Genomic DNA, 18,917 nt, shown 5'->3' on the forward strand with positions numbered 1-18,917 from the left:
TGTGTCAGCGGCGATGTGGGTGCGCAACGTGACACATGACACTTGCCGGGTTGGCGTATGACCGGGGTCTTTCCAATCCGCCGCGCATATCGGACCGTTCGGTCTATTCTCCCCATCGTCCTTCATTTGAGTGACAGCAACATCTTTCGGAGGGGAATTGATGAAACGCTCAACCCGGCGACTCGCCAGCCTTGCTTCCGCGGTCGCGATGGCGTTCACGCTCGCAGCGGGCACAGCAGGGGCCGATCCGGCAACGCCGACCAAGATTGCGGCTCCCGGCATGCGCCTCCAGTTCGAGAAGGGCAAATGCACGCTGGGCGCCGTCGGTACCGACGCAGGGGGCCGAAAGGTGGGCATCACTGCTGGGCACTGCAACCCGTGGGAAATCGGCAAGGGGGTCGCGGAGGCAACCCACACCACAACCAACGACGACGGCCAGCGCGTGTGGGACTGGCGCGACAAGGAATCCGGTCCGATCGGCTGGATTCGATACATATCCGCAGACTCCCGCCCGACAGCTCAGTGGCCCGCAGAAGCAAGCGGGGAGGCGAATATTCAGAAGACTCTCCCGCTCGACTACATGGTCATTGAGTTCGCACCGCACATTCAGCTCTCGAGTCAGGTCATGACGGCGCCCACGTATGAGTTCGAGGCGGACGGGGTGACTCCGTTCAGTACGGACGAATTCCTCCCGTCCGCTACTCACGGGCCTGTTGTCACGCCGTCGGTGCCCTGGTTCAAGATCAACACGAACCTCACGGGTAGTTCCGGGCAGTTGGTCGCACCCGGGACCTTTGCTCAGCTCTGCCAGGTGGGGTCCTATACGACCCAGGCCAACGCGCAGGCCGGTCAGCCGCAGTCCCAATTGAATCGATGCGGAACAGTGACGCACGAGCTCAGTGGCGTCTCGTACGGAAACATAAAGAACAGGGCTGGTGACTCAGGCGGCCCGCTCGTCGGGAGGTTGGAGCCCCACAAGTGGGCCGGGATTGTCTCCGGACAGGGCCCGACAGTTCTTGGTTACCAGTACTACTACAACTCGGCGAAGATCATCCTCCAGGACATGAACTCTAAGCCGGATGGCTTCACCGGCAAGGGCTTCCAGCTCACCAACAACTAGTTCCCGGAAACGCCGGAGCCCCGCCCTTGACTGGTTGAGTCAAGGGCGGGGCTCTTGTCACTCTGTTGAGAGTGCGCGGATCGCCTAGCCGGCGAGCGACCGCGCGATCACCAAGCGTTGAATCTGATTGGTGCCCTCGAAGATCTGGGTGATCTTGGCCTCGCGCATGTACCGCTCCACCGGGAAATCCTGGGTGTAGCCGTACCCGCCGAACACCTGGACGGCATCGGTGGTCACCTTCATCGCGGCGTCGGTGGCGACCAGTTTCGCGACGCTGGCGTTGCGCGAGTAGGGCACACCGGCGTCGCGCCTGCGCGCCGCGTCCAGGTAGGTGGCGCGGGCCGAGTCGACCGCGGCGGCCATGTCCGCGAGCAGGAATCCGAGACCCTGGTGGTCGATGATCCGCTTGCCGAAGGCTGTGCGTTCCTTGGCGTATGCGACGGCGTCGTCGAGCGCGCCCTGGGCGAGCCCCACCGCGACCGCGGCGATGCCGAGGCGGCCCGAGTCGAGCGCGCTGAAGGCGATCGGCAGGCCCTGTCCCTGCGCTCCGATCAGTCGCTCCTGCGGGACGAAGGCATCGTCGTAGTGGGCGGACGTGGTGGGGACGGCGCGCAGCCCCATCTTCTCCTCGGGCTTGCCGAAGCTCAAACCCTCGGTGCCGGAGTCCACAAGCAGGCAGGAGATGCCGCGCGGACCGTCGTCGCTGGTGCGCGCGAACAGGGTGTAGAAGTCGGCCCGGCCGCCGTTGGTGATCCAGGCCTTGGATCCGTTGATCCGGAAACCGCCGTCGACGGGCGTCGCCTTGCAGCTCAGCGCGGCGGCGTCGGAGCCGGCCTGCGGCTCGGAGAGGCTGTATGCGCCGATGGTGTTGCCGCCCAGCATGTCCGGGAGCCACCGGGACTTCTGCTCGTCGGTGCCGTGGGTGGCAAGTGCGAAGCAGGAGAGGCTGTGCACGCTGGTCGCCACGGCGACGGCGGCCCAACGCGCGGCGAGTTCCTCGAGCACCTGCAGGTACACCTCGTACGGCTGGTTGCCGCCGCCGAACTCCTCGGGATACGGCAGGCTCAGCAGCCCGGCCTGGCCGAGGGCCGGGAAGACGCCCTCGGGGAAGGTCTCCGACTTCTCGTGCTCGTTCACCTTCGGTGCCAGCACCTTGTCCGCGACGTCGCGGGTCAGTTCGATCAGGTCGCGGGCTTCCTGGCTGGGCAGCAGGCGTTCGACGGGCACGGCGGTCTCCTCCGGTGAGTAGTACTAGAAAAGATACTGCAGTACAGTTAGCGGTATGGCAACCCGCTCCAGTGCTCCGGCCGTGCGTGGCGCCGCGCGCCGAGCGCAGCTGCTTGATCAGCTCGTCGACCTGCTCCTGGAGGAGGGCTTCGCCCACCTGACGCTCGACGACATCGCGGGCAGGTTGCGGTGTTCGAAGTCGACGCTGTACGCGCTCGCGGACAGCAAGGAACAGCTGGTCCGCGCCGCGACGGTGCACTTCTTTCGGGGTGCCACCGAGCGCGTGGAGTCCCGGCTCGACGGTGTCGTCGGCGCGCGCGAACGAATCGGGACTTACCTGGAGGCGGTGGGCGAGCAACTCCGGCCGGCCTCGACCCGCTTCATGGACGACCTCGCGAGCAATGCCGCGGCCCGCGAGATCTACGAGCGCAATACTCGGTTCGCCGCCCGACGGGTGCAGGAACTGATCACGGAGGGGGTCCGGGAGGGCGAGTTCCGGGACGTCAATGCCGCCTTCGTCGCCGATGTGGCCGCGGCGATGATGGTGCGCATCCAGCAGCGCCGGGTCGCGGAGTCAACGGGGCTCCCGGACGCCCAGGCATATCTCGAACTGGCGGCGCTGCTCACCCATGGTCTCGCGGTGTGAACCTCTGACCTGCAATTTCACAGTTGGACGAATGTCCGCGACGGCAATCATCTCAATTTGGCATCGCAGCGCGATGGCGGTTGGTTATGGTTGCCGCATTTCGTGCGATCTGTAACCGGTTCTAGGTCTGGCTATGCATTCGCGCGGTCCCTGGATGCATGGAGGAACAAGAATGTCACATGCGGTGATGCGTCGTGCGCTGGCGGCGGTGAGTGGTGCGGCCCTCGCGGTGCTCGGTCTGGGGATCGGCGGTGGTGCCGCATCGGCGGCGCCGGGCTCGGTGACCTGGGACGACGGGAGCGAGCGGATCACCCGCACGATCAGCGACGTCACCCCGGCCGCGGGCGACACCATCACGTCGACGACCGCCTTCGACCGGACCGGTGGGGTTGTCGAGTACATCCAGCAGGTCAAGGACATTCATCCGCCGTGCCTGACCTACGTGGAGGGCTCCGCGAAGGTCGACGGCTCGCCGCGCGGCCTCGACAGCCAGGGCGCCGACTTCGCGAAGGTGGCGGGCAGCTGGTCGCTCTACCCGCACATCTCGCCGAACCTGCGGACCTTCGAGTTCTCCTACAAGGTGGGCGCCGACTGCGCCCGCGGCGTACCGCTGATGACGACGGTGCATTACGCCGGAACGCTCGGCAGCGGCACCTATGACGGCAAGGGACCGACGGTATCGGTGTCCGAGACCGCAACCACGACCACGTTGACGGTTCCTGCGACGGCGAATGTCGGTGCTGCTGTTGAGTTGAAGGCGACGGTTGCTCCGGCTGCTGCGGGTGGCACGGTGCAGTTCAAGGATGGTGCCGCGAATATCGGTGGTCCGGTTGCGGTCAACGCTGGTGTGGCGACGTTGTCGCACAGCTTTGATGCTGCGGGTGCGAAGTCGATCACCGCGGTGTATTCGGGTGGTGCGGGTTTCACGGGTTCGACGTCTGCTGCGGCGACGGTGACGGTGTCGGTGCCCGACGCGGCGACCACCACGACGTTGACGGTGCCTGCGACGGCGAATGTGGGTGCGGCGGTTGAGTTGAAGGCGACGGTTGCTCCGGCTGCCGCGGGTGGCACGGTGCAGTTCAAGGATGGTGCCGCGAACATCGGTGGTCCGGTCACTCTCAACGCTGGTGTGGCGACGTTGTCGCACAGCTTTGATGCTGCGGGTGCGAAGTCGATCACCGCGGTGTATTCGGGTGGTGCGGGTTTCACAGGTTCGACGTCTGCTGCGGCGACAGTCACGGTGTCGGTTGCCGATGTCGCGACCACGACGACGCTGACGGTACCGGCCACGGCGAACGTGGGTGCGGCGCTCGACCTGTCGGCGACGGTGTCGCCGACCCCCGCGGGTGGCACGGTGCAGTTCAAGGACGGGGGCACCGCCCTCGGTGGCCCGGCAGACGTGGTGGACGGCAAGGCCACGATCCCGCATGCGTTCGACGCCGCCGGTCCGCACACCATCACCGCGGTCTACTCCGGTGCTCCCGGCTTCACGACGTCGACCTCGGAGGCGGCGACGGTGACGGTCTCGGCTCCGGAGATTGCGACCTCTACGGCGTTGACGGTGCCTGCGACGGCGTTCGTGGGTGCGCCTGCGGAGTTGAAGGCGACGGTCTCGCCCGCTCCCGCCGGTGGCACGGTGCAGTTCAAGGACGGTTCCACCCCGATCGGTGGTCCGGTGAATGTGGTGGACGGTAAGGCGGTGCTGTCGCATACGTTCGCTGCTGCTGGTTCGCATGCGATTTCGGCCGTGTTCTCGGGTGCTCCCGGTTTCCTGGGTTCGACCTCTGCGGTGCAGTCGGTGTCGGTTCCGGTTCCCGCCGTGGTGACGTCGATCGTGTTGACGGCGCCTGCGACTGCGGATCGTGGTGTCGTGGTGGAGTTCTCGGCGGTTGTGTCGCCGACTCCGAATGGTGGCACGGTGCAGTTCAAGGACGGTGCGACCCCGATCGGTGGTCCGGTGAATGTGGTCGACGGTAAGGCGAAGCTGTCGCACACCTTCGATTCGCCGGGTGCTCATTCGATCTCGGTGACGTACTCCGGGTTCGCAGGTTTCTCGGGTGCGGGTTCTCAGGCGAGCACGGTGACGGTGGCCGGTGCCGGTGGCGACGGGTCGTTCGGTTCCAGCCAGTTCGGTTCCTGAGTCTCTAGCTCTGTTTCGATCCAACAATGCTCTGTGCTGCAAATGGAGGAACTTTCATGTCCGGTCTGATGATGCGCCGCGCGGTGGCGGCGGTGAGTGGTGCCGCCCTCGCGGTGCTCGGTCTCGGGGTCGGGGTCGCCTCGGCGGCGCCGGGCTCGGTGACCTGGGATGACGGGAACGAGCGGATCACCCGCACGATCAGCGACGTCACCCCGGCCGCAGGCGACACCATCACCTCGAAGACCGTCTTCGACCGGACCGGCGGAGTCGTCGAGTACATCCAGCAGGTCAAGGACATCCATCCGCCGTGCCTGACCTATGTGGACGGCTCCGCGAAGGTCGACGGTTCCGGACAGGGACTCGACAGCCAGGGCGCCGACTTCGCGAAGGTGTCCGGCAGCTGGGCGCTGTACCCGAGCATCTCGCCGAATCTGCGGACCTTCGAGTTCTCGTACAAGGTGGGTGCCGACTGTGCCCGAGGCGTGCCGCTGATGACCACGGTGCACTACTCCGGGACGCTCGGCAGCGGTACCTATGACGGCAAGGGCCCGACGGTGTCGGTCCGCAAGAACGCCTCGACCACGACGCTTGCCCCCGTGCCGGCCGCGACTGTCGGGCAGGCCGTGCAGCTGACCGCGACCGTCGCGGGCGGCGCCGTGGGCAATGTCGTCGAGTTCTACGACGGTGCCGCCAAGATCGGTGAGGGACCGCTCGTCGGCAGCGCAGTGACGGTCGGCTGGACGCCGTCCACCGCCGGCGCGCACAACCTCTCCGCGAAGTTCCTCCCGACCGCCACAGCCGAGGGCTCGCAGTCGGCCGCCCAGGCGGTGACGGTGTCGGCTCCCGACGCGGCGACCACGACGACGTTGACGGTTCCTGCGACGGCGAATGTGGGTGCTGCGGTTGAGTTGAAGGCGACGGTTGCTCCGGCTGCCGCGGGTGGCACGGTGCAGTTCAAGGATGGTGCCGCGAATATCGGTGGTCCGGTTGCGGTTGCCGGTGGTGTGGCGACGTTGTCGCACAGCTTTGATGCTGCGGGTGCGAAGTCGATTACCGCGGTGTATTCGGGTGGTGCTGGTTTCACGGGTTCGACGTCTGCTGCGGCGACGGTGACGGTGTCGGTGCCGGATGAGGCGACCACCACGACGCTGACGGTGCCTGCGACGGCGAATGTGGGTGCGGCGGTTGAGTTGAAGGCGACGGTTGCTCCGGCTGCCGCGGGTGGCACGGTGCAGTTCAAGGACGGTGCCGCGAATATCGGTGGTCCGGTTGCGGTTGCCGGTGGTGTGGCGACCTTGTCGCACAGCTTTGATGCTGCGGGTGCGAAGTCGATCACCGCTGTCTACTCCGGCGGTGCCGGGTTCACCGGTTCGACCTCTCCTGCCGCGACGGTGACCGTGTCGGTTGCCGATGTCGCGACGTCGACCCAGCTGACGGTGCCTGCGACGGCGTTCGTGGGTGCGCCTGCGGAGTTGAAGGCGACGGTCTCGCCCGCTCCCGCCGGTGGCACGGTGCAGTTCAAGAATGGTGATCTGGCGCTGGGTGCTCCGGTGAATGTGGTGGACGGTAAGGCGGTGCTGTCGCATACGTTCGCTGCTGCTGGTTCGCATGCGATTTCGGCTGTGTTCTCGGGTGCTCCCGGTTTCCTGGGTTCGACCTCTGCGGTGCAGTCGGTGTCGGTTCCGGTTCCCGCCGTGGTGACGTCGATCGTGTTGACGGCGCCTGCGACTGCGGATCGTGGTGTCGTGGTGGAGTTCTCGGCGGTTGTGTCGCCGACTCCGAATGGTGGCACGGTGCAGTTCAAGGATGGTGCGACCCCGATCGGTGGTCCGGTGAATGTGGTCGACGGTAAGGCGAAGCTGTCGCATACCTTTGATTCGCCGGGTGCTCATTCGATCTCGGTGACGTACTCCGGGTTCGCAGGTTTCTCGGGTGCGGGTTCTCAGGCGAGCACGGTGACGGTGGCCGGTGCCGGTGGCGACGGGTCGTTCGGTTCCAGCCAGTTCGGTTCCTGAGTCTTCAGTTCTGTTTCGATCCAACAATGCTTTGTGCTGCAAATGGAGGAACTTTCATGTCTCAGACGGTGATGCGCCGCGCGGCGGCCGCGATCAGCGCGGCGGCCGTTGTCGCCCTCGGTCTCGGGGTCGGTGGTGGTGTCGCGTCGGCGGCGCAGCAGTCGGCGACGGTGACGTCCACGAACATCGTGGCGACGAAGACGTTGCTCGGTGATGGTTCGGTGTTCCCGGGTGAGGTGGTGACGTATCGGACCGAGTTCTCGGTGAACAGCATCATCGACCGGTACCTGAACAAGATCACCGATGTGCATCCGGCCGGGTTCGAGTACGTGCCGGGCAGTGCGAAGGTGTCGGCGGCGTCGACGTCGGCGGTGACGCCGAGCGTGGATGTGGCGAACAACCGGGTGTCGGTGTCGAATTCGCTCAGTGCGTGGATGCTGTCGAAGAACGTCAACCGGACGGTGTCGTTGGAGCTGTCGTACAAGGTTCCGGACAACGCGCCCGCGGGCACGTTCGACAGCGGCCTGACGTTCGATGTGAACACCTTCGGTTCGACGCAGGTGTTCAACCCGATCGGCGTGACGATCGACGTGCAGGGCCCGGCCTCGACCACCACGCAGCTGACGGCTCCTGCGGCCGCGACCGTGGGTGTCGCGGTTGACCTGTCGGCCTCGGTGTCCCCGTCTGTCGCGGGCGGTACCGTGCAGTTCAAGGACGGCGACGTGAACATCGGTACGCCTGCCAATGTCGTGAACGGCACCGCGACGTTGTCGCATGCGTTCGCCACGGCGGGCCCGCGTAGCATCACCGCGGTCTACTCGGGCGTGCCGGGATTCGCGGGTTCGACCTCTGCGCCTTCGACGGTGGCGGTGTCGATGCCCGACGTCGCGACCTCGACGGTGCTCAGCCTCGCGAACGACGCGCAGACCGGCGTCCAGGTGAGCCTGGTCGCCGCAGTGACCCCCGCCCCGGCAGGCGGCACGGTGCAGTTCAAGGACGGCGACACCCCGATCGGCGGCCCGGTGGGCGTGGTGGACGGCAAGGCCACGCTGTGGTTCACGTTCAACACCGCGGGTGATCATCAGATCACCGGCGTGTACTCGGGTGCGCCCGGCTTCAAGGCGTCGACCTCCGCGGCCACCGCACTCAAGGTCACCGGGGCGAACACCGGCGGCACCGGGTCGCTCGGGTTCGGCTCCTGATCACCAGGGCCCGGTCGCATTCAGTTCCACACAAGCACCTTGGAGGAATTCTCATGTCTCAGACGGTGATGCGCCGCGCGGCGGCCGCGATCAGCGCGGCGGCCGTTGTCGCCCTCGGTCTCGGGGTCGGTGGTGGTGTCGCGTCGGCGGCGCAGCAGTCGGCGACGGTGACGTCCACGAACATCGTGGCGACGAAGACGTTGCTCGGTGATGGTTCGGTGTTCCCGGGTGAGGTGGTGACGTATCGGACCGAGTTCTCGGTGAACAGCATCATCGACCGGTACCTGAACAAGATCACCGATGTGCATCCGGCCGGGTTCGAGTACGTGCCGGGCAGTGCGAAGGTGTCGGCGGCGTCGACGTCGGCGGTGACGCCGAGCGTGGATGTGGCGAACAACCGGGTGTCGGTGTCGAATTCGCTCAGTGCGTGGATGCTGTCGAAGAACGTCAACCGGACGGTGTCGTTGGAGCTGTCGTACAAGGTTCCGGACAACGCGCCCGCGGGCACGTTCGACAGCGGCCTGACGTTCGATGTGAACACCTTCGGTTCGACGCAGGTGTTCAACCCGATCGGCGTCTTCGCGACCGTCGAGACGCCGGACACCGCGACCACGACCGGGCTCACCGTGCCCGGTTCGGCGTCGGCGGGCACCGCCGTCGAGCTGTCGGCGACGGTGGCCCCGGTTCCCACCGGAGGCACCGTGCAGTTCAAGGACGTTGATGCCCCGATCGGTGCACCCGTCAACGTCGTGGACGGCAAGGCGACGCTCCCGCACACCTTCGACACGAACGGGAGTCACCCGATCACCGCGGTGTACTCGGGCGCGGGTCGATTCCTCGGGTCGGCCTCGCCGACATTGTCCGTGAACGTGTCGGGCGGTAGCGGCGGCGGAACCGGTTCGGCCGGGCTGCCTTTCGGCTCCTAGACGCGTAAGCGACAGGGCCCCGCCGAAGCTCGGCGGGGCCCTGTCGTGTTCGGGGGCGGAGCGGGATCTAGAGCGCGCGCCGGTAACTGTTGAACGCCGCGATCGACCAGGCGAACGCCGCGGTGGCCAATGCGGTCAGAAGGCCCAGCTGCCAGGCGATCTCGCCCCAGTTCGCGGTGCCGGCGAGGCCCGTCCTGGCGATCTCTACCGACCATGTCATCGGGTTGTACCGAGAGACGGCCTGCACCCACCCGGGCATGAGGTCCCGCGGCATCATCGCGGTGGACAGGAACGTCACCGGCAGCACCACCATCTGGGCGATGCCGATCAGTGCGAGGTGACTCCTGGTCGTCAGCGCGACTGCGGTCGAGAGGGAGCAGAACGCGGCGGCCAGCAGGGTCGCCGCGACCAGTGCCAGCCCGACGCCCCCGACTCCGCCCGGATACCGGGCGCCGCCCGCGAAGCCGATCACCAGCACGATCGCGGACTGCAGCAGTCCCACCACCAGTTGCTGCGCGAGCTGGCCGGCCACCAGCGCGGATCGACGGACCGGGGCGGTGAGGAGCTGGTCCATCACGCCGTTGTCGATGTCCTCGATGTAGCCGGTGCCCGCCCAGGCGCCGGAGTACAGGACCGTCATCATCAGGATTCCCGGCACCAGGAAGGTGATGTAGCCGTCGGAGCCGAAGCCGGGGATGGTCCCGATCGAGGTGAAGACCTGACCGAACAACAGGATCCAGATCACCGGCTGCAACAGCGAGACCCCGACGCCCCAGGCCTCGCGCATGGTGTTGACGCTCCAGCGCCGGAATATCTGCCCCGCGGCGACCGACCAGCGGGCACGATGGTCGGTGCGGGCGGGGGAGTGGGTGAGCACCGCTGTGGTCATGACCGGGCCGCCTTCCCGTTCTGGGCGTCGACCTCGAAGGCGTGGCCGACGTAGTGGAGATAGACGTCGTCGAGGGACGGCCGCGAGACCGAGACCGCCCCGAAGCCGATTCCGGCCGAATCGAAGGCCGAGATGACTGAGCCGATCACCGCGGGGGCGTCATCGGCCCTCGCGATGAGCCTGCCGCTGGTGCCGCGGGCCTCGACCACCACGTCGCGCAGGGCGGCGATCGAGCCGGCCGCCGCGCGGACCGACGCGGGGTCCGGTTCGATCAGATCGACGGACAGGGTGTCGCCGTCGAGCGTGGCCTTGAGCTCACCTGGCGTGCCCTCGACGACCGCACGGCCGTGATCGATGATGACCAGGCGGTCGGCGAGTTCGTCCGCCTCCTCGAGGTAGTGCGTGGTGAGCACGACGGTCAGCGAGGTCTCGGCCGAGAGCCTGCGGATCTCGGCCCACATCTCGGCCCGCGCCTCCGGGTCGAGCCCGGTGGTCGGCTCGTCGAGGAACAGCACCGCCGGCGCATGGATCAGTCCGATCGCGACGTCGAGCTTGCGTCGCATCCCGCCGGACAGCGTGCCGACCCGCCGGTCGGCGGCATCGGCGAGGTCGAACTGCGCGAGGAGTTCGGTCGCGCGGTCGCGCGCGGCTGCCCGGGGGACCCCGCGTAGCCGTGCGGCCATCATCAGCGACTCCAACGGGGTCTGCCGGGGATCGGCACCGGTGCCCTGCGAGACGTAACCGATCTGGCCGCGGACCGCGTCGGGGGCGGAGCCGACATCGAAGCCGGCGACCCGCACGGTGCCGGATGTCGCGGTCGACAGCGTGGCGGCGATCTTGGTCGTGGTGGACTTGCCGGCCCCGTTCGGGCCGAGCATCCCGTACACGGTGCCCGCCGGTATGGAGAAGGACAGGCCGTCAAGGGCTTTGACGTCCGGTTGTTTCCGGCCGCCCGGATAGGTCTTGACCAGGTCGGTCGCTTCGACGGCGACCGGGTTCACTGCGTGCATCTCTGGTTCCTCACTCATGAGTGGTGGGTGAACCGGCGTGCCTCGCGCGTCTATGCTGATCGGTGCAGACGAAACGCATCGATGCGCGAGTGTCGGTCGGTTCGGATCCGGTGACGGCTCGGGTGTTGGCGCACCCGGGCCGTTGCTGTTTCGTCGCTAGTGCTGTGGCGGCGGTACCCCCTCGGATCGGAAGATCGCATCGAGTTCGTCGGGGGGAATGGGGCCCTGGGCCAGCCGCTCGTGCAGCGACCGCCAGCCGCGTACGCCGCCGAGGCTGCCGTCCGCGATGCGCCCGGCCAGGCTCGCGACGTAGTCCCGCTCGGCCCGGAGCAGCGCGAGCTCGTATTGGTTCTCGACGACGAACAGCTCGGGCAGGAAGGACGCCGTCGCGGCGATCGTCGCGTCGAGCTGCCCGATCCGGTCGTCGAGCCGGGCCAGGCGCTGTCGCAGCAGCTGGACCGACACGTCCGGGCTCAGCAGCGGCATGAACGACAGCGCCGCGAGGAACTGGGTGTATTCCTTGGTCGGGCTCGAGAGGAGTTCACGCATCCACGCCTCGACCTCCGCGGCGCCGGAGTCGGTGATGCCGTAGACGGTCCGCGGTGGCCGGTTTCCGTCCCGCTCGGTGCCGACCGGTTCGATCATTCCCTGTTTGGCCAGCGACTCGACCACCGAATATAGCGATCCGTAGTTGAGCTTGACGGAGTCGTCCTTGCCGCGGTCCTTGAGGGTCTGGGACATCTGGTACGGGTGCATGGGCCGCTCGGAGACGAGCCCGAGGATCGCCAGCGCCAGCGGATTGCCTCGGGAGAACGCCCGTGTTCTGGCCATCGTCGCCCTCCCGTTGGATCCCGACTCAAATACTCGACTCAGAGTATACGGGCTCGGATATTGGGGCAAGGGGGTGCCGAGGACGTCCGCGGCACGTGGTTCGATGAGGCGTGGCAACGGAACCGATCCGGCTCGAGGTGATCATCGGCAGCGTCCGCGTCGGGAGGTTCGCACCCGTCGTCGCCGACTGGTTCGTGCGTCGGGCGCGCGCGCATCGGGCCTTCGACGTCGGTGTGCTCGACCTCGCCGACATCGCGCTGCCCGCCGATCTGTCCGACGGCCCCGAAGCGGCCGTCTTTCGCGAACGGGTCGACGCCGCAGCGGCGTTCGTGGTGGTGACCCCGGAGTACAACCACGGCTATCCGGGCGCACTGAAGAACGCGATCGACACCGCGAAGCAGCAGTGGCGGGCCAAGCCGGTCGGTTTCGTCTCCTACGGCGGGCTGTCGGGCGGACTGCGCGCCACCGAACAGTTACGTCAGGTGGTGGCCGAGGTGCACATGGTCTCGATCCGGCAGACCGTCAGTTTTCACCAGGCGCGCAAGCGATTCGGTCCGGACGGCGAGACCCAGGACGGAGCCGCGATCGACGGCTCCGTCCGTATGCTCGATCAGCTGGCGTGGTGGGCCGAGGCGCTCCGGACCGCGCGCGTCGCCGATCCGTATCCCGGCTGACCGCTGCTCACCGGGCCGGCTGAAGCGGGCGCGTGGCCCTCGGCCTGCCGATGAACGCGGTCTCCTGCGCGATGGTGACCAACACCAGGTCGACCTGATTGCCGTCGGCTCGGAGGGTGACACGGTCGCCGCCCGCGCCGGGCTGCACGATCGAGATCTGCGGATCGATCGCCGACGCGGGCTCGTGCACGTCGCGTATCCGGATGGTGGTGACCCCGGCGCGCGGCGGCACCGGCTCCACCCCGTCGAACAGAACCGCCGTGAAGGTCGGGTCGAGCCGGGTGGGGTCGTCGATCAGCCGCAACCGGTCGGGTGTGGCGATGGAGTCGATCAGCGAACCCCACACCTGGGGACGGTCCGAGTGGATCTGGATCCGGGCTCCCGTCGCGATGGCGCGGAAGACCAACTGCTGCGCGAGGTACAACTCGCCGAGCACGTCCACGTACTCGATCTCGGGCCCCACGATCCGGGCCGTCAGTCCGTGCCCGTAGTTGTCCGAGCCGATCAGCTGCCCGCACCCGGACAGCGGCAGGGCCAGAGCATCGAGCTGCGCTGCGGAGAAGTCCGTGAACGGGGTCAGCGAGTCGAGATCGGCCGAGGCAAACGGCAGGTTGGAGATCAGTCCGTCGGCCTGCCTGCCCTGCATCGAGATGAGTCCGGGGAGGTCGAGCCGCTCCGGCAGGGTGCGGGTGGTCATCCGGCAGGAGGCAGCGACCCGGACCTCGCCCGCGCGTGCGCCGGGGCGCAGCCGCACGGTCACCGTGGTACCGAGGCTCGACGGTACCCACAGCTTGGCCAGCAAGTCGTCGGACAGCACCCGCGGATCGATCGCATAGCCGGTGTTGCACACGCCAGGCAGCGGAGTGTGGGACCAGGAACGGGCGAACGAGTCGGGCCGGACGCCACGGGTGATCTGCGCTGCGGCGGAGGTGATCTCGCCCGCGGTGAGCAGCCGAGACGGGCAGCCCGCCTCGGACAGTGCGCGGACGATCCGCAGTGCCGCGACCGATGCGGCCCGCGCGGCACCGGTGGTGCCGCCGCCGCGCCGCGTGACGGCATCGGACTGGGCGGTCGCGTCGAATCGAACCGCGAGCCACACCGTCCGCTGGGCCATCGCGGGCAGCGGACCCACCAGCTGGTCGTACACCTCGGTGGCGGGGCTGCCCGCGCTCGCGCGATAGCCGTGACTGACGATGTCGATGCCACCGAGACTGATGTCGTGCTGTGTCATCGATTCGGCGAGCGCGAGCGCCGGCAGCCGGTGGACCGATTCGAATCCGTCGCGGGTGACCTGAGTCAGATTGCCGGGAATCGGCAGCACCTCGATGACCGCGACCACCGACCCGTCGTCCCAGTGCAGCCCGACCACGGGACCCGACGGGGCGCGGAAGTCGGATGTCTCCCCGAGGCGGCGTTCGCGCCGCAGCAGATACCGCCATCCGGTGGCCGCCCAGTCGAGTACGCAGCGTCCGCCGACCGGGATCAGGCCGAGCAGTGCGACGGCCGCTCCGACGGCCACGGCCGGCCACCAGGTCGCACCGAAGCCTGCCGCCGCTGCGCCCGCGCCTGCACCCAACAGCTGCGCGATGACCAGATTTCGGATCGACACCCTCGGCACCACACGCAGACGCCGCCCCCGCCGTCGAGACACAGTCTTCCCCCATCCCCCCTGATCCGTGCGGTCCCCGCCGCTCGGTTCTTCGACAGAACTGTACTGTGTCCCTCCGTAGTGCGCGCCAAACGGGGGAGGGATCATGGCAGCACAGCCGACCACGCGTTGGCAGGTCAACGGGTATCGCTTCTTGGTTCGTCGGATGGAACACGCCCTGGTTCGCCGGGATGTGCGGATGCTGCACGACCCGATGCGAACCCAGTCTCGGGCTCTGACCGTGGGGGCGGTCTTGGCCGTCATCGGGCTCGCCGGGTGCGGAGCGCTGGCGTTGATCCGGCCGCAGGACAAGATCGGTGACGCGCAGATCGTCGTCGGCAAGGATTCCGGGGCCATGTTCGTGATGGTGGAGGACACACTCCATCCGGTGCTGAACCTGGCGTCCGCCCGATTGATCGCGGGCGACGCTGCAACGCCGGTGATCGTCAAGGAGTCGGAGCTCGGCACTCGTCCGCGCGGCGCCCTGATGGGCATTCCTGGTGCGCCATCGGCACTTCCGCACGGTGAGCCGACCGCGTGGACGGTGTGCGATTCCATCGCCTCCGGTGGCACCAAGGCGATCAGGACCGCCGTCATCGCGGGAGATCCCGAGCTCGGTGAGAACGTCTCGACCCTGGCCGACGGCCAAGCGCTGCTGGTGACGGGGACGGACGGCACCTTTCTCGTCTACGACGGCAAGCGAGCCCGGATCGACCCGAACAATCGCGCGGTGTCCCTCGCCTTCGGATTGGACGGAGTCGAGCCGCGGCCGGTGAGCCCCGGCCTGCTCAATGCCATCCCGGAGGCGCAGGCGATCGCGCCGCCCGAGATCAGTGGGGCGGGCGAGCAGCCGGACTATCCGGTGCAGGGCAAGACGATCGGATCGGTGATCCGGGCCAAGGATGCCCAGGGGAGCAAGTCCTACGTGGTGCTGCGCGGTGGGTTGCAGCGGATCAGCCAAGCCACCAGTGACTTGATCCGGGCGTCCGACTCGCAGGGCAGCGCGGAGGCCGACGAGGTCAGTCTCGACGTCGTGTCGCGACCTCCACAGGTGAACGACCTTGCCGTGTCCACCTTCCCGGAGACGGCGCCGGAAATCGTCGACATCGACAGCAGTCCGGTGAGCTGCCTGTCCTGGCAGCCGATCGAGGGGGCCGACGAATCCGACGGGGGTCTCAACGCCACGGTCACGGTGATCACGGGGAACGCGCTCCCGCTCCCGCGCGACGCCGAGATGGTCTCGCTGGCGCAGGCGGACGGCACCGGCCCCATGGTCGACACCGCATACCTGAAACCGGGTAGCGGCGGGCTGGTTCAGGCCGCAGGTATGGACCCGTCCAGCGAACGCAAGGGTGCGCTGTTCTTCGTGGCGGACACGGGTGTCCGCTATGGCGTCGAGAACGTGGACGCCGCAAAGGTTCTCGGGTTCACCGACGGGAGCGTCGCAGCACCGTGGTCAATCGTCGGACTGCTCGCCCCGGGCCCGATGCTCGGCAGGGAAGCGGCCTTCCTGGCGCACGACGGGGTCGCCCCCGACGATCAGCCGGTCGACGTTTCGCCGCCGTCCCGGTGAAGCCTGCGGCGCAACGGGAACGAGGCCAGTAACCCGAGCCCGAGCAGCGCAACGACGCCGCCCGCTCCCGCCACGGCGACTTTTCGTGGACGGTCGTCGGGCGGCGCAGGCGCTTCGGGAATGGCGATCGCGGTGGACTGGGGTTCGTCCGCGGGTACGGAACCGGGAAGCTCCGCAGTCACGGCGGCCGCCGGGTCGATGACGCCGTGTCCGACGAACGGATCCCATCCGTCGGCCGGCGCGTGCGCCGTCTGTTCGATCCGGTCCATGACCTGCCGGGCGGTCAACCGCGGGAACCGAGCCCGGATCAGGGCAGCGGTGCCGGCCACGTAGGGGGCGGCGAAGCTGGTGCCCTGAACCGAGCCGCCGTTGACGGAATCAGTCAGCCCGGTCGGCTCCGGCCGGCGCGGGTCGAGCGAGGTGATCTCGGTGCCGGGCGCCGCGACGTCGACCCAGGGTCCGGGGACGGTGAAGGGGGACGGCGCGCCGTCCTGGTCGACCGAGCCCACGGCGAGCACCTGATCGTCGTACCAGGCCGGGGTCGCGATGGTGGTCACCGAATCCCATGGACTCGCATGGGGTGTGGCGGGGTCCGGTGGCGGGTTCGATGCCTTGCAGGCCTCGCTGTCGAGGTTGCCTGCCGCGGCGACCACGACGATGTCCTTGATGCGGGCGGCGTAGTCGACGGCGGCGCCGAGCGCCGCGCTGTCGCCCGCGCCTGCGGGGACGCACGCCACCTCGGAGATGTTGATGACCGTGACACCGGGGAAGTCCGCGGCGTGACGGATGGCCCGGGCGAGGGTGCTCACGTTCCCCACACCCTTCGCGTTCTGGCCCTCGGCGTCCTTGCGGCCGTCGGTTTCCCGATAGATGTTGCTCGACTGCCGGATGCTCAGGATCCGGGCATCGGGAGCGACGCCTGCGAATCCGGTCTGACCGTTGCGATTCGCGGCGATGATGCCCGCCACCAGGGTTCCGTGCGCGTCGCAGTCCTGGGTGCCGTCGCCTGTGGAGACGTAGTCCCCGCCGGGGATCAGTCCGGGCAGGCGGCTGTGCCGCTCGACCCCGGTGTCGATCACCGCCACCGTCTGACCTCGCCCGGTGCTGAGCGGCCACACCGACTCCAGGTCCAGTGCGCGCTGCGGCGGCGGGACCTGTGCCAGATCGGCGACCGGCTGCGTGGTCGAGCAGGGGTCCCTGAGCTCGGTCTTCGGTCCGGACGGCGCCGAGTTGGGCGGCACCCGGCCGGGGTCGATCGACGGCGGGGGGACCGCGATCGCGGTCGCCTGACCGAGTGACACCGCGAGGGCGACGCCGGCGAGCGCGATCGGGATCCGTCGTGCCTGGCCGCTCACAGGCCGCGCATCATGGTGAACAGCCCGGACACCCAGCAGACCAGCGGGACCACCGCGGCGATGGCCGCGTAGTCGAGCAGTTCGACGCAGCGACGCAGGACCGGCGAGAAGGTCTGGTTCGGCGCGATGACACCGAGCGTGAGCGCGAGACCCGCGACGACGATCGCGAGCGCGAAGACGCCGACGGACTGTCCGGGATTGGTGACGGCGGCGCCGACGAGGAGCATCAGCACGATGGCCGCACCGCCGCCGATGAGGGGTGCCGCCTGCTCGGCACTGGCGTAGGTGCGGCCGCGGAGCATCAGGACTCCCGCGCACACGGTCGCGAGAATTGTCCCGGGCCAGTAGATCCCGCCATCGGCGAAGACCCTGGCGGCGACCAGGGTGCCCACCGCGGTCAGTGCGGTCATCGCGCACACGAGGCCGGTGAGGTACTGCCGCGCACGGGCCGCTCGCAACGCGAGGGAGGCGAACGAGGGCAGCGCGGCGTCCGGCTCCAGTGCCTCCTCTTCGATATCGACCGCCGAGCCCGGTGCGGGCACCGGTGGCAGGGGGAGTTTGGCCAACAACATCGCGATGCGCGGGGCGGCAGCGAGCCCGACGAGGGCGACGGCCGCGAGCACCGCACCGATCGCGTAGGTGGGCTGTTCGGTCAGCGTGCCGACCGCGGCGGCGGCGGACACCGGCAGCGCGGCGGCCGCGATCCCGGTGAACAGGGAGAGACCGACGCCGCTGATCCGCAGCGCGAGTGCGGCGGCCGCACCGCAGGTCACAACCCCGAGTAGTAGGCCAGGCGCGCCGAGTCGGCCGGGCACCATCAGGGCGCCCGCGGTGAACGCGAGGGGCATCGCGCATGCGCACAGCACCGCGGCCGCGGCACGGTCGAGATAGATCCGGCTCACCACGGTGCCCGCCGTGATCAGCAGGGCGGCGACGAACAGGGCCGCGAACGCGCCGACGAGACTGTCCGATTCGGCGCGCGCCAGCAGCAGAGCCCCGGCGCCTGCCACCGTGGCGAGAACCGCGACGGCGCTGCCCATCACCCGTGCCGAGAGCGGGGTCCAGCGCCGGTACCGGTCGGCCTCCAGGGCAGCGACATTGTGCATGATGTCGTCGAACAGGGGTGCCGGGGCGCTCGTCGGCGCGGACTGCAGGACCAGCAGGTCGCCGTCGCGAACTCCGTGTTCACCGAGGCTGAGGGTGGCCGACAGCGGTGACTGCCCGATCCGTGCCAGCACCCACTCGGTGGGCTCGAACGGCTCGGCGGGTGTGGCGAAGTCGTTTGCGATGCTGTGGCTTTCGATCATGTCGACGATGCCGGGAATGATCAGAGCCAGCGGCACCCCGAACGGGACCGCGAGGTCCACCTGGGTGTGATCCGCCAGGATCGTCAGGCGACACAGGTCGGTGCGGCCACCCCGATGTGCGTCGGCCGGCGACGCATCCACGCGCGCAGCGGTCATTGTTCGTTTCCCCCCAAGAAACTCGGTGTGCAGGGCCCCACCTGCACCGATCCTCGCCTAACGGGTGCACTCTACGACATCGGGCTCCTCGGCCCGGCGCCGTGGGGCGCCCGCGGGATGGGCTAACCTCTCATGGCTCGAGGTGTCGACCCAGGGGAGTGGGGTCCATTTCGGGATTGCCAAAGCGGAATCTGGGGG

Annotated in this window: 15 protein-coding genes; 8 read left to right on the forward strand and 7 right to left on the reverse strand. The window is 68.3% G+C overall.

The window, feature by feature from the left end; translation table 11 throughout:
* Positions 1–160 precede the first annotated feature (160 nt).
* The gene (locus ABIC28_RS01645) at positions 161–1,120 is read left to right on the forward strand and encodes a chymotrypsin family serine protease (RefSeq protein ID WP_354577243.1); all 960 of its coding nucleotides are present in this window, start codon (positions 161–163) and stop codon (positions 1,118–1,120) included.
* Positions 1,121–1,204: 84 nt separating this feature from the next.
* Here ABIC28_RS01645 and ABIC28_RS01650 read toward each other — a convergent pair whose 3' ends face one another.
* The gene (locus ABIC28_RS01650) at positions 1,205–2,347 is read right to left on the reverse strand and encodes an acyl-CoA dehydrogenase family protein (protein ID WP_354577245.1); all 1,143 of its coding nucleotides are present in this window, start codon (positions 2,345–2,347) and stop codon (positions 1,205–1,207) included.
* A 55-nt stretch (positions 2,348–2,402) separates the two neighbouring features.
* Between ABIC28_RS01650 and ABIC28_RS01655 the strand changes: the two genes are divergently transcribed.
* The 5 genes from ABIC28_RS01655 (at position 2,403) to ABIC28_RS01675 (ending at position 9,276) form a co-directional block, all read left to right on the forward strand.
* Complete coding sequence (locus ABIC28_RS01655) at positions 2,403–2,993, forward strand: TetR/AcrR family transcriptional regulator (protein ID WP_354577247.1); 591 nt, start codon at positions 2,403–2,405, stop codon at positions 2,991–2,993.
* A gap of 172 nt (positions 2,994–3,165) precedes the next feature.
* Complete coding sequence (locus tag ABIC28_RS01660; protein ID WP_354577249.1) at positions 3,166–5,133, forward strand: Ig-like domain-containing protein; 1,968 nt, start codon at positions 3,166–3,168, stop codon at positions 5,131–5,133.
* 56 nt (positions 5,134–5,189) lie between these two features.
* On the forward strand, positions 5,190–7,148 hold the full coding sequence (locus ABIC28_RS01665; protein WP_354577251.1) for an Ig-like domain-containing protein: 1,959 nt from the start codon (positions 5,190–5,192) through the stop codon (positions 7,146–7,148).
* Positions 7,149–7,204: 56 nt separating this feature from the next.
* The gene (locus ABIC28_RS01670; protein ID WP_354577253.1) at positions 7,205–8,350 is read left to right on the forward strand and encodes an Ig-like domain-containing protein; all 1,146 of its coding nucleotides are present in this window, start codon (positions 7,205–7,207) and stop codon (positions 8,348–8,350) included.
* A 53-nt stretch (positions 8,351–8,403) separates the two neighbouring features.
* Positions 8,404–9,276, forward strand: coding sequence for an Ig-like domain-containing protein (locus ABIC28_RS01675; RefSeq protein ID WP_354577255.1), 873 nt, complete (start codon positions 8,404–8,406; stop codon positions 9,274–9,276).
* Between the two features lie 67 nt (positions 9,277–9,343).
* On the opposite strand, the gene ABIC28_RS01680 is transcribed toward ABIC28_RS01675, so the two are convergent.
* From ABIC28_RS01680 to ABIC28_RS01690, 3 genes are all read right to left on the reverse strand, one after another.
* On the reverse strand, positions 9,344–10,165 hold the full coding sequence (locus ABIC28_RS01680) for an ABC transporter permease (RefSeq protein WP_354577257.1): 822 nt from the start codon (positions 10,163–10,165) through the stop codon (positions 9,344–9,346).
* Positions 10,162–11,193: an ABC transporter ATP-binding protein gene (locus tag ABIC28_RS01685; protein WP_269588415.1), complete on the reverse strand. Its 1,032-nt coding sequence runs from the start codon at positions 11,191–11,193 to the stop codon at positions 10,162–10,164. Before ABIC28_RS01685 ends, ABIC28_RS01680 begins: the two co-directional genes overlap by 4 nt.
* Positions 11,194–11,331: 138 nt before the next feature.
* Positions 11,332–12,006: a PadR family transcriptional regulator gene (locus tag ABIC28_RS01690; RefSeq protein ID WP_097210373.1), complete on the reverse strand. Its 675-nt coding sequence runs from the start codon at positions 12,004–12,006 to the stop codon at positions 11,332–11,334.
* 110 nt (positions 12,007–12,116) lie between these two features.
* Here ABIC28_RS01690 and ABIC28_RS01695 point away from each other — a divergent pair, with 110 nt between their 5' ends.
* Positions 12,117–12,680: an NADPH-dependent FMN reductase gene (locus ABIC28_RS01695; protein ID WP_097210374.1), complete on the forward strand. Its 564-nt coding sequence runs from the start codon at positions 12,117–12,119 to the stop codon at positions 12,678–12,680.
* 7 nt (positions 12,681–12,687) lie between these two features.
* Here the strand turns inward: ABIC28_RS01695 and eccE are convergent, their stop codons facing one another.
* On the reverse strand, positions 12,688–14,289 hold the full coding sequence (eccE, locus tag ABIC28_RS01700) for a type VII secretion protein EccE (protein WP_257017063.1): 1,602 nt from the start codon (positions 14,287–14,289) through the stop codon (positions 12,688–12,690).
* A 145-nt stretch (positions 14,290–14,434) separates the two neighbouring features.
* On the opposite strand from eccE, the gene eccB reads away from it, so the two are divergent.
* Positions 14,435–15,901 carry a type VII secretion protein EccB gene (gene eccB, locus ABIC28_RS01705; protein WP_097210376.1) on the forward strand — a complete coding sequence of 489 codons (1,467 nt, stop codon included), beginning with the start codon at positions 14,435–14,437 and terminating at the stop codon, positions 15,899–15,901.
* Here eccB and mycP read toward each other — a convergent pair.
* Both mycP and eccD read right to left on the reverse strand, forming a co-directional pair.
* Positions 15,868–17,256 (reverse strand): type VII secretion-associated serine protease mycosin, encoded by a 1,389-nt coding sequence (gene mycP / locus ABIC28_RS01710; RefSeq protein WP_257017064.1) that lies wholly within the window; start codon positions 17,254–17,256, stop codon positions 15,868–15,870. The two genes, eccB and mycP, sit on opposite strands and share 34 nt — an antisense overlap.
* Positions 17,253–18,719, reverse strand: coding sequence for a type VII secretion integral membrane protein EccD (gene eccD, locus ABIC28_RS01715; protein WP_097210377.1), 1,467 nt, complete (start codon positions 18,717–18,719; stop codon positions 17,253–17,255). The genes mycP and eccD overlap by 4 nt, the downstream gene beginning before the upstream one ends.
* Positions 18,720–18,917 lie beyond the last annotated feature (198 nt).

The organism is Rhodococcus sp. PvR044 (assembly GCF_040548995.1).
Classification (GTDB): Bacteria; Actinomycetota; Actinomycetes; order Mycobacteriales; family Mycobacteriaceae; genus Rhodococcus_G; species Rhodococcus_G oryzae.

What these genes read in the sequence shown, in the direction of transcription:
- eccD (WP_097210377.1), bottom strand. Translation starts at nt 18,719, where the DNA reads ATGACCGCTGCGCGCGTGGATGCGTCGCCGGCCGACGCACATCGGGGT.
- eccB (WP_097210376.1), top strand. Translation starts at nt 14,435, where the DNA reads ATGGCAGCACAGCCGACCACGCGTTGGCAGGTCAACGGGTATCGCTTC.
- ABIC28_RS01665 (WP_354577251.1), top strand. Translation starts at nt 5,190, where the DNA reads ATGTCCGGTCTGATGATGCGCCGCGCGGTGGCGGCGGTGAGTGGTGCC.
- ABIC28_RS01690 (WP_097210373.1), bottom strand. Translation starts at nt 12,006, where the DNA reads ATGGCCAGAACACGGGCGTTCTCCCGAGGCAATCCGCTGGCGCTGGCG.
- ABIC28_RS01645 (WP_354577243.1), top strand. Translation starts at nt 161, where the DNA reads ATGAAACGCTCAACCCGGCGACTCGCCAGCCTTGCTTCCGCGGTCGCG.
- ABIC28_RS01685 (WP_269588415.1), bottom strand. Translation starts at nt 11,193, where the DNA reads ATGAGTGAGGAACCAGAGATGCACGCAGTGAACCCGGTCGCCGTCGAA.
- ABIC28_RS01660 (WP_354577249.1), top strand. Translation starts at nt 3,166, where the DNA reads ATGTCACATGCGGTGATGCGTCGTGCGCTGGCGGCGGTGAGTGGTGCG.
- ABIC28_RS01670 (WP_354577253.1), top strand. Translation starts at nt 7,205, where the DNA reads ATGTCTCAGACGGTGATGCGCCGCGCGGCGGCCGCGATCAGCGCGGCG.
- ABIC28_RS01655 (WP_354577247.1), top strand. Translation starts at nt 2,403, where the DNA reads ATGGCAACCCGCTCCAGTGCTCCGGCCGTGCGTGGCGCCGCGCGCCGA.
- ABIC28_RS01675 (WP_354577255.1), top strand. Translation starts at nt 8,404, where the DNA reads ATGTCTCAGACGGTGATGCGCCGCGCGGCGGCCGCGATCAGCGCGGCG.
- ABIC28_RS01680 (WP_354577257.1), bottom strand. Translation starts at nt 10,165, where the DNA reads ATGACCACAGCGGTGCTCACCCACTCCCCCGCCCGCACCGACCATCGT.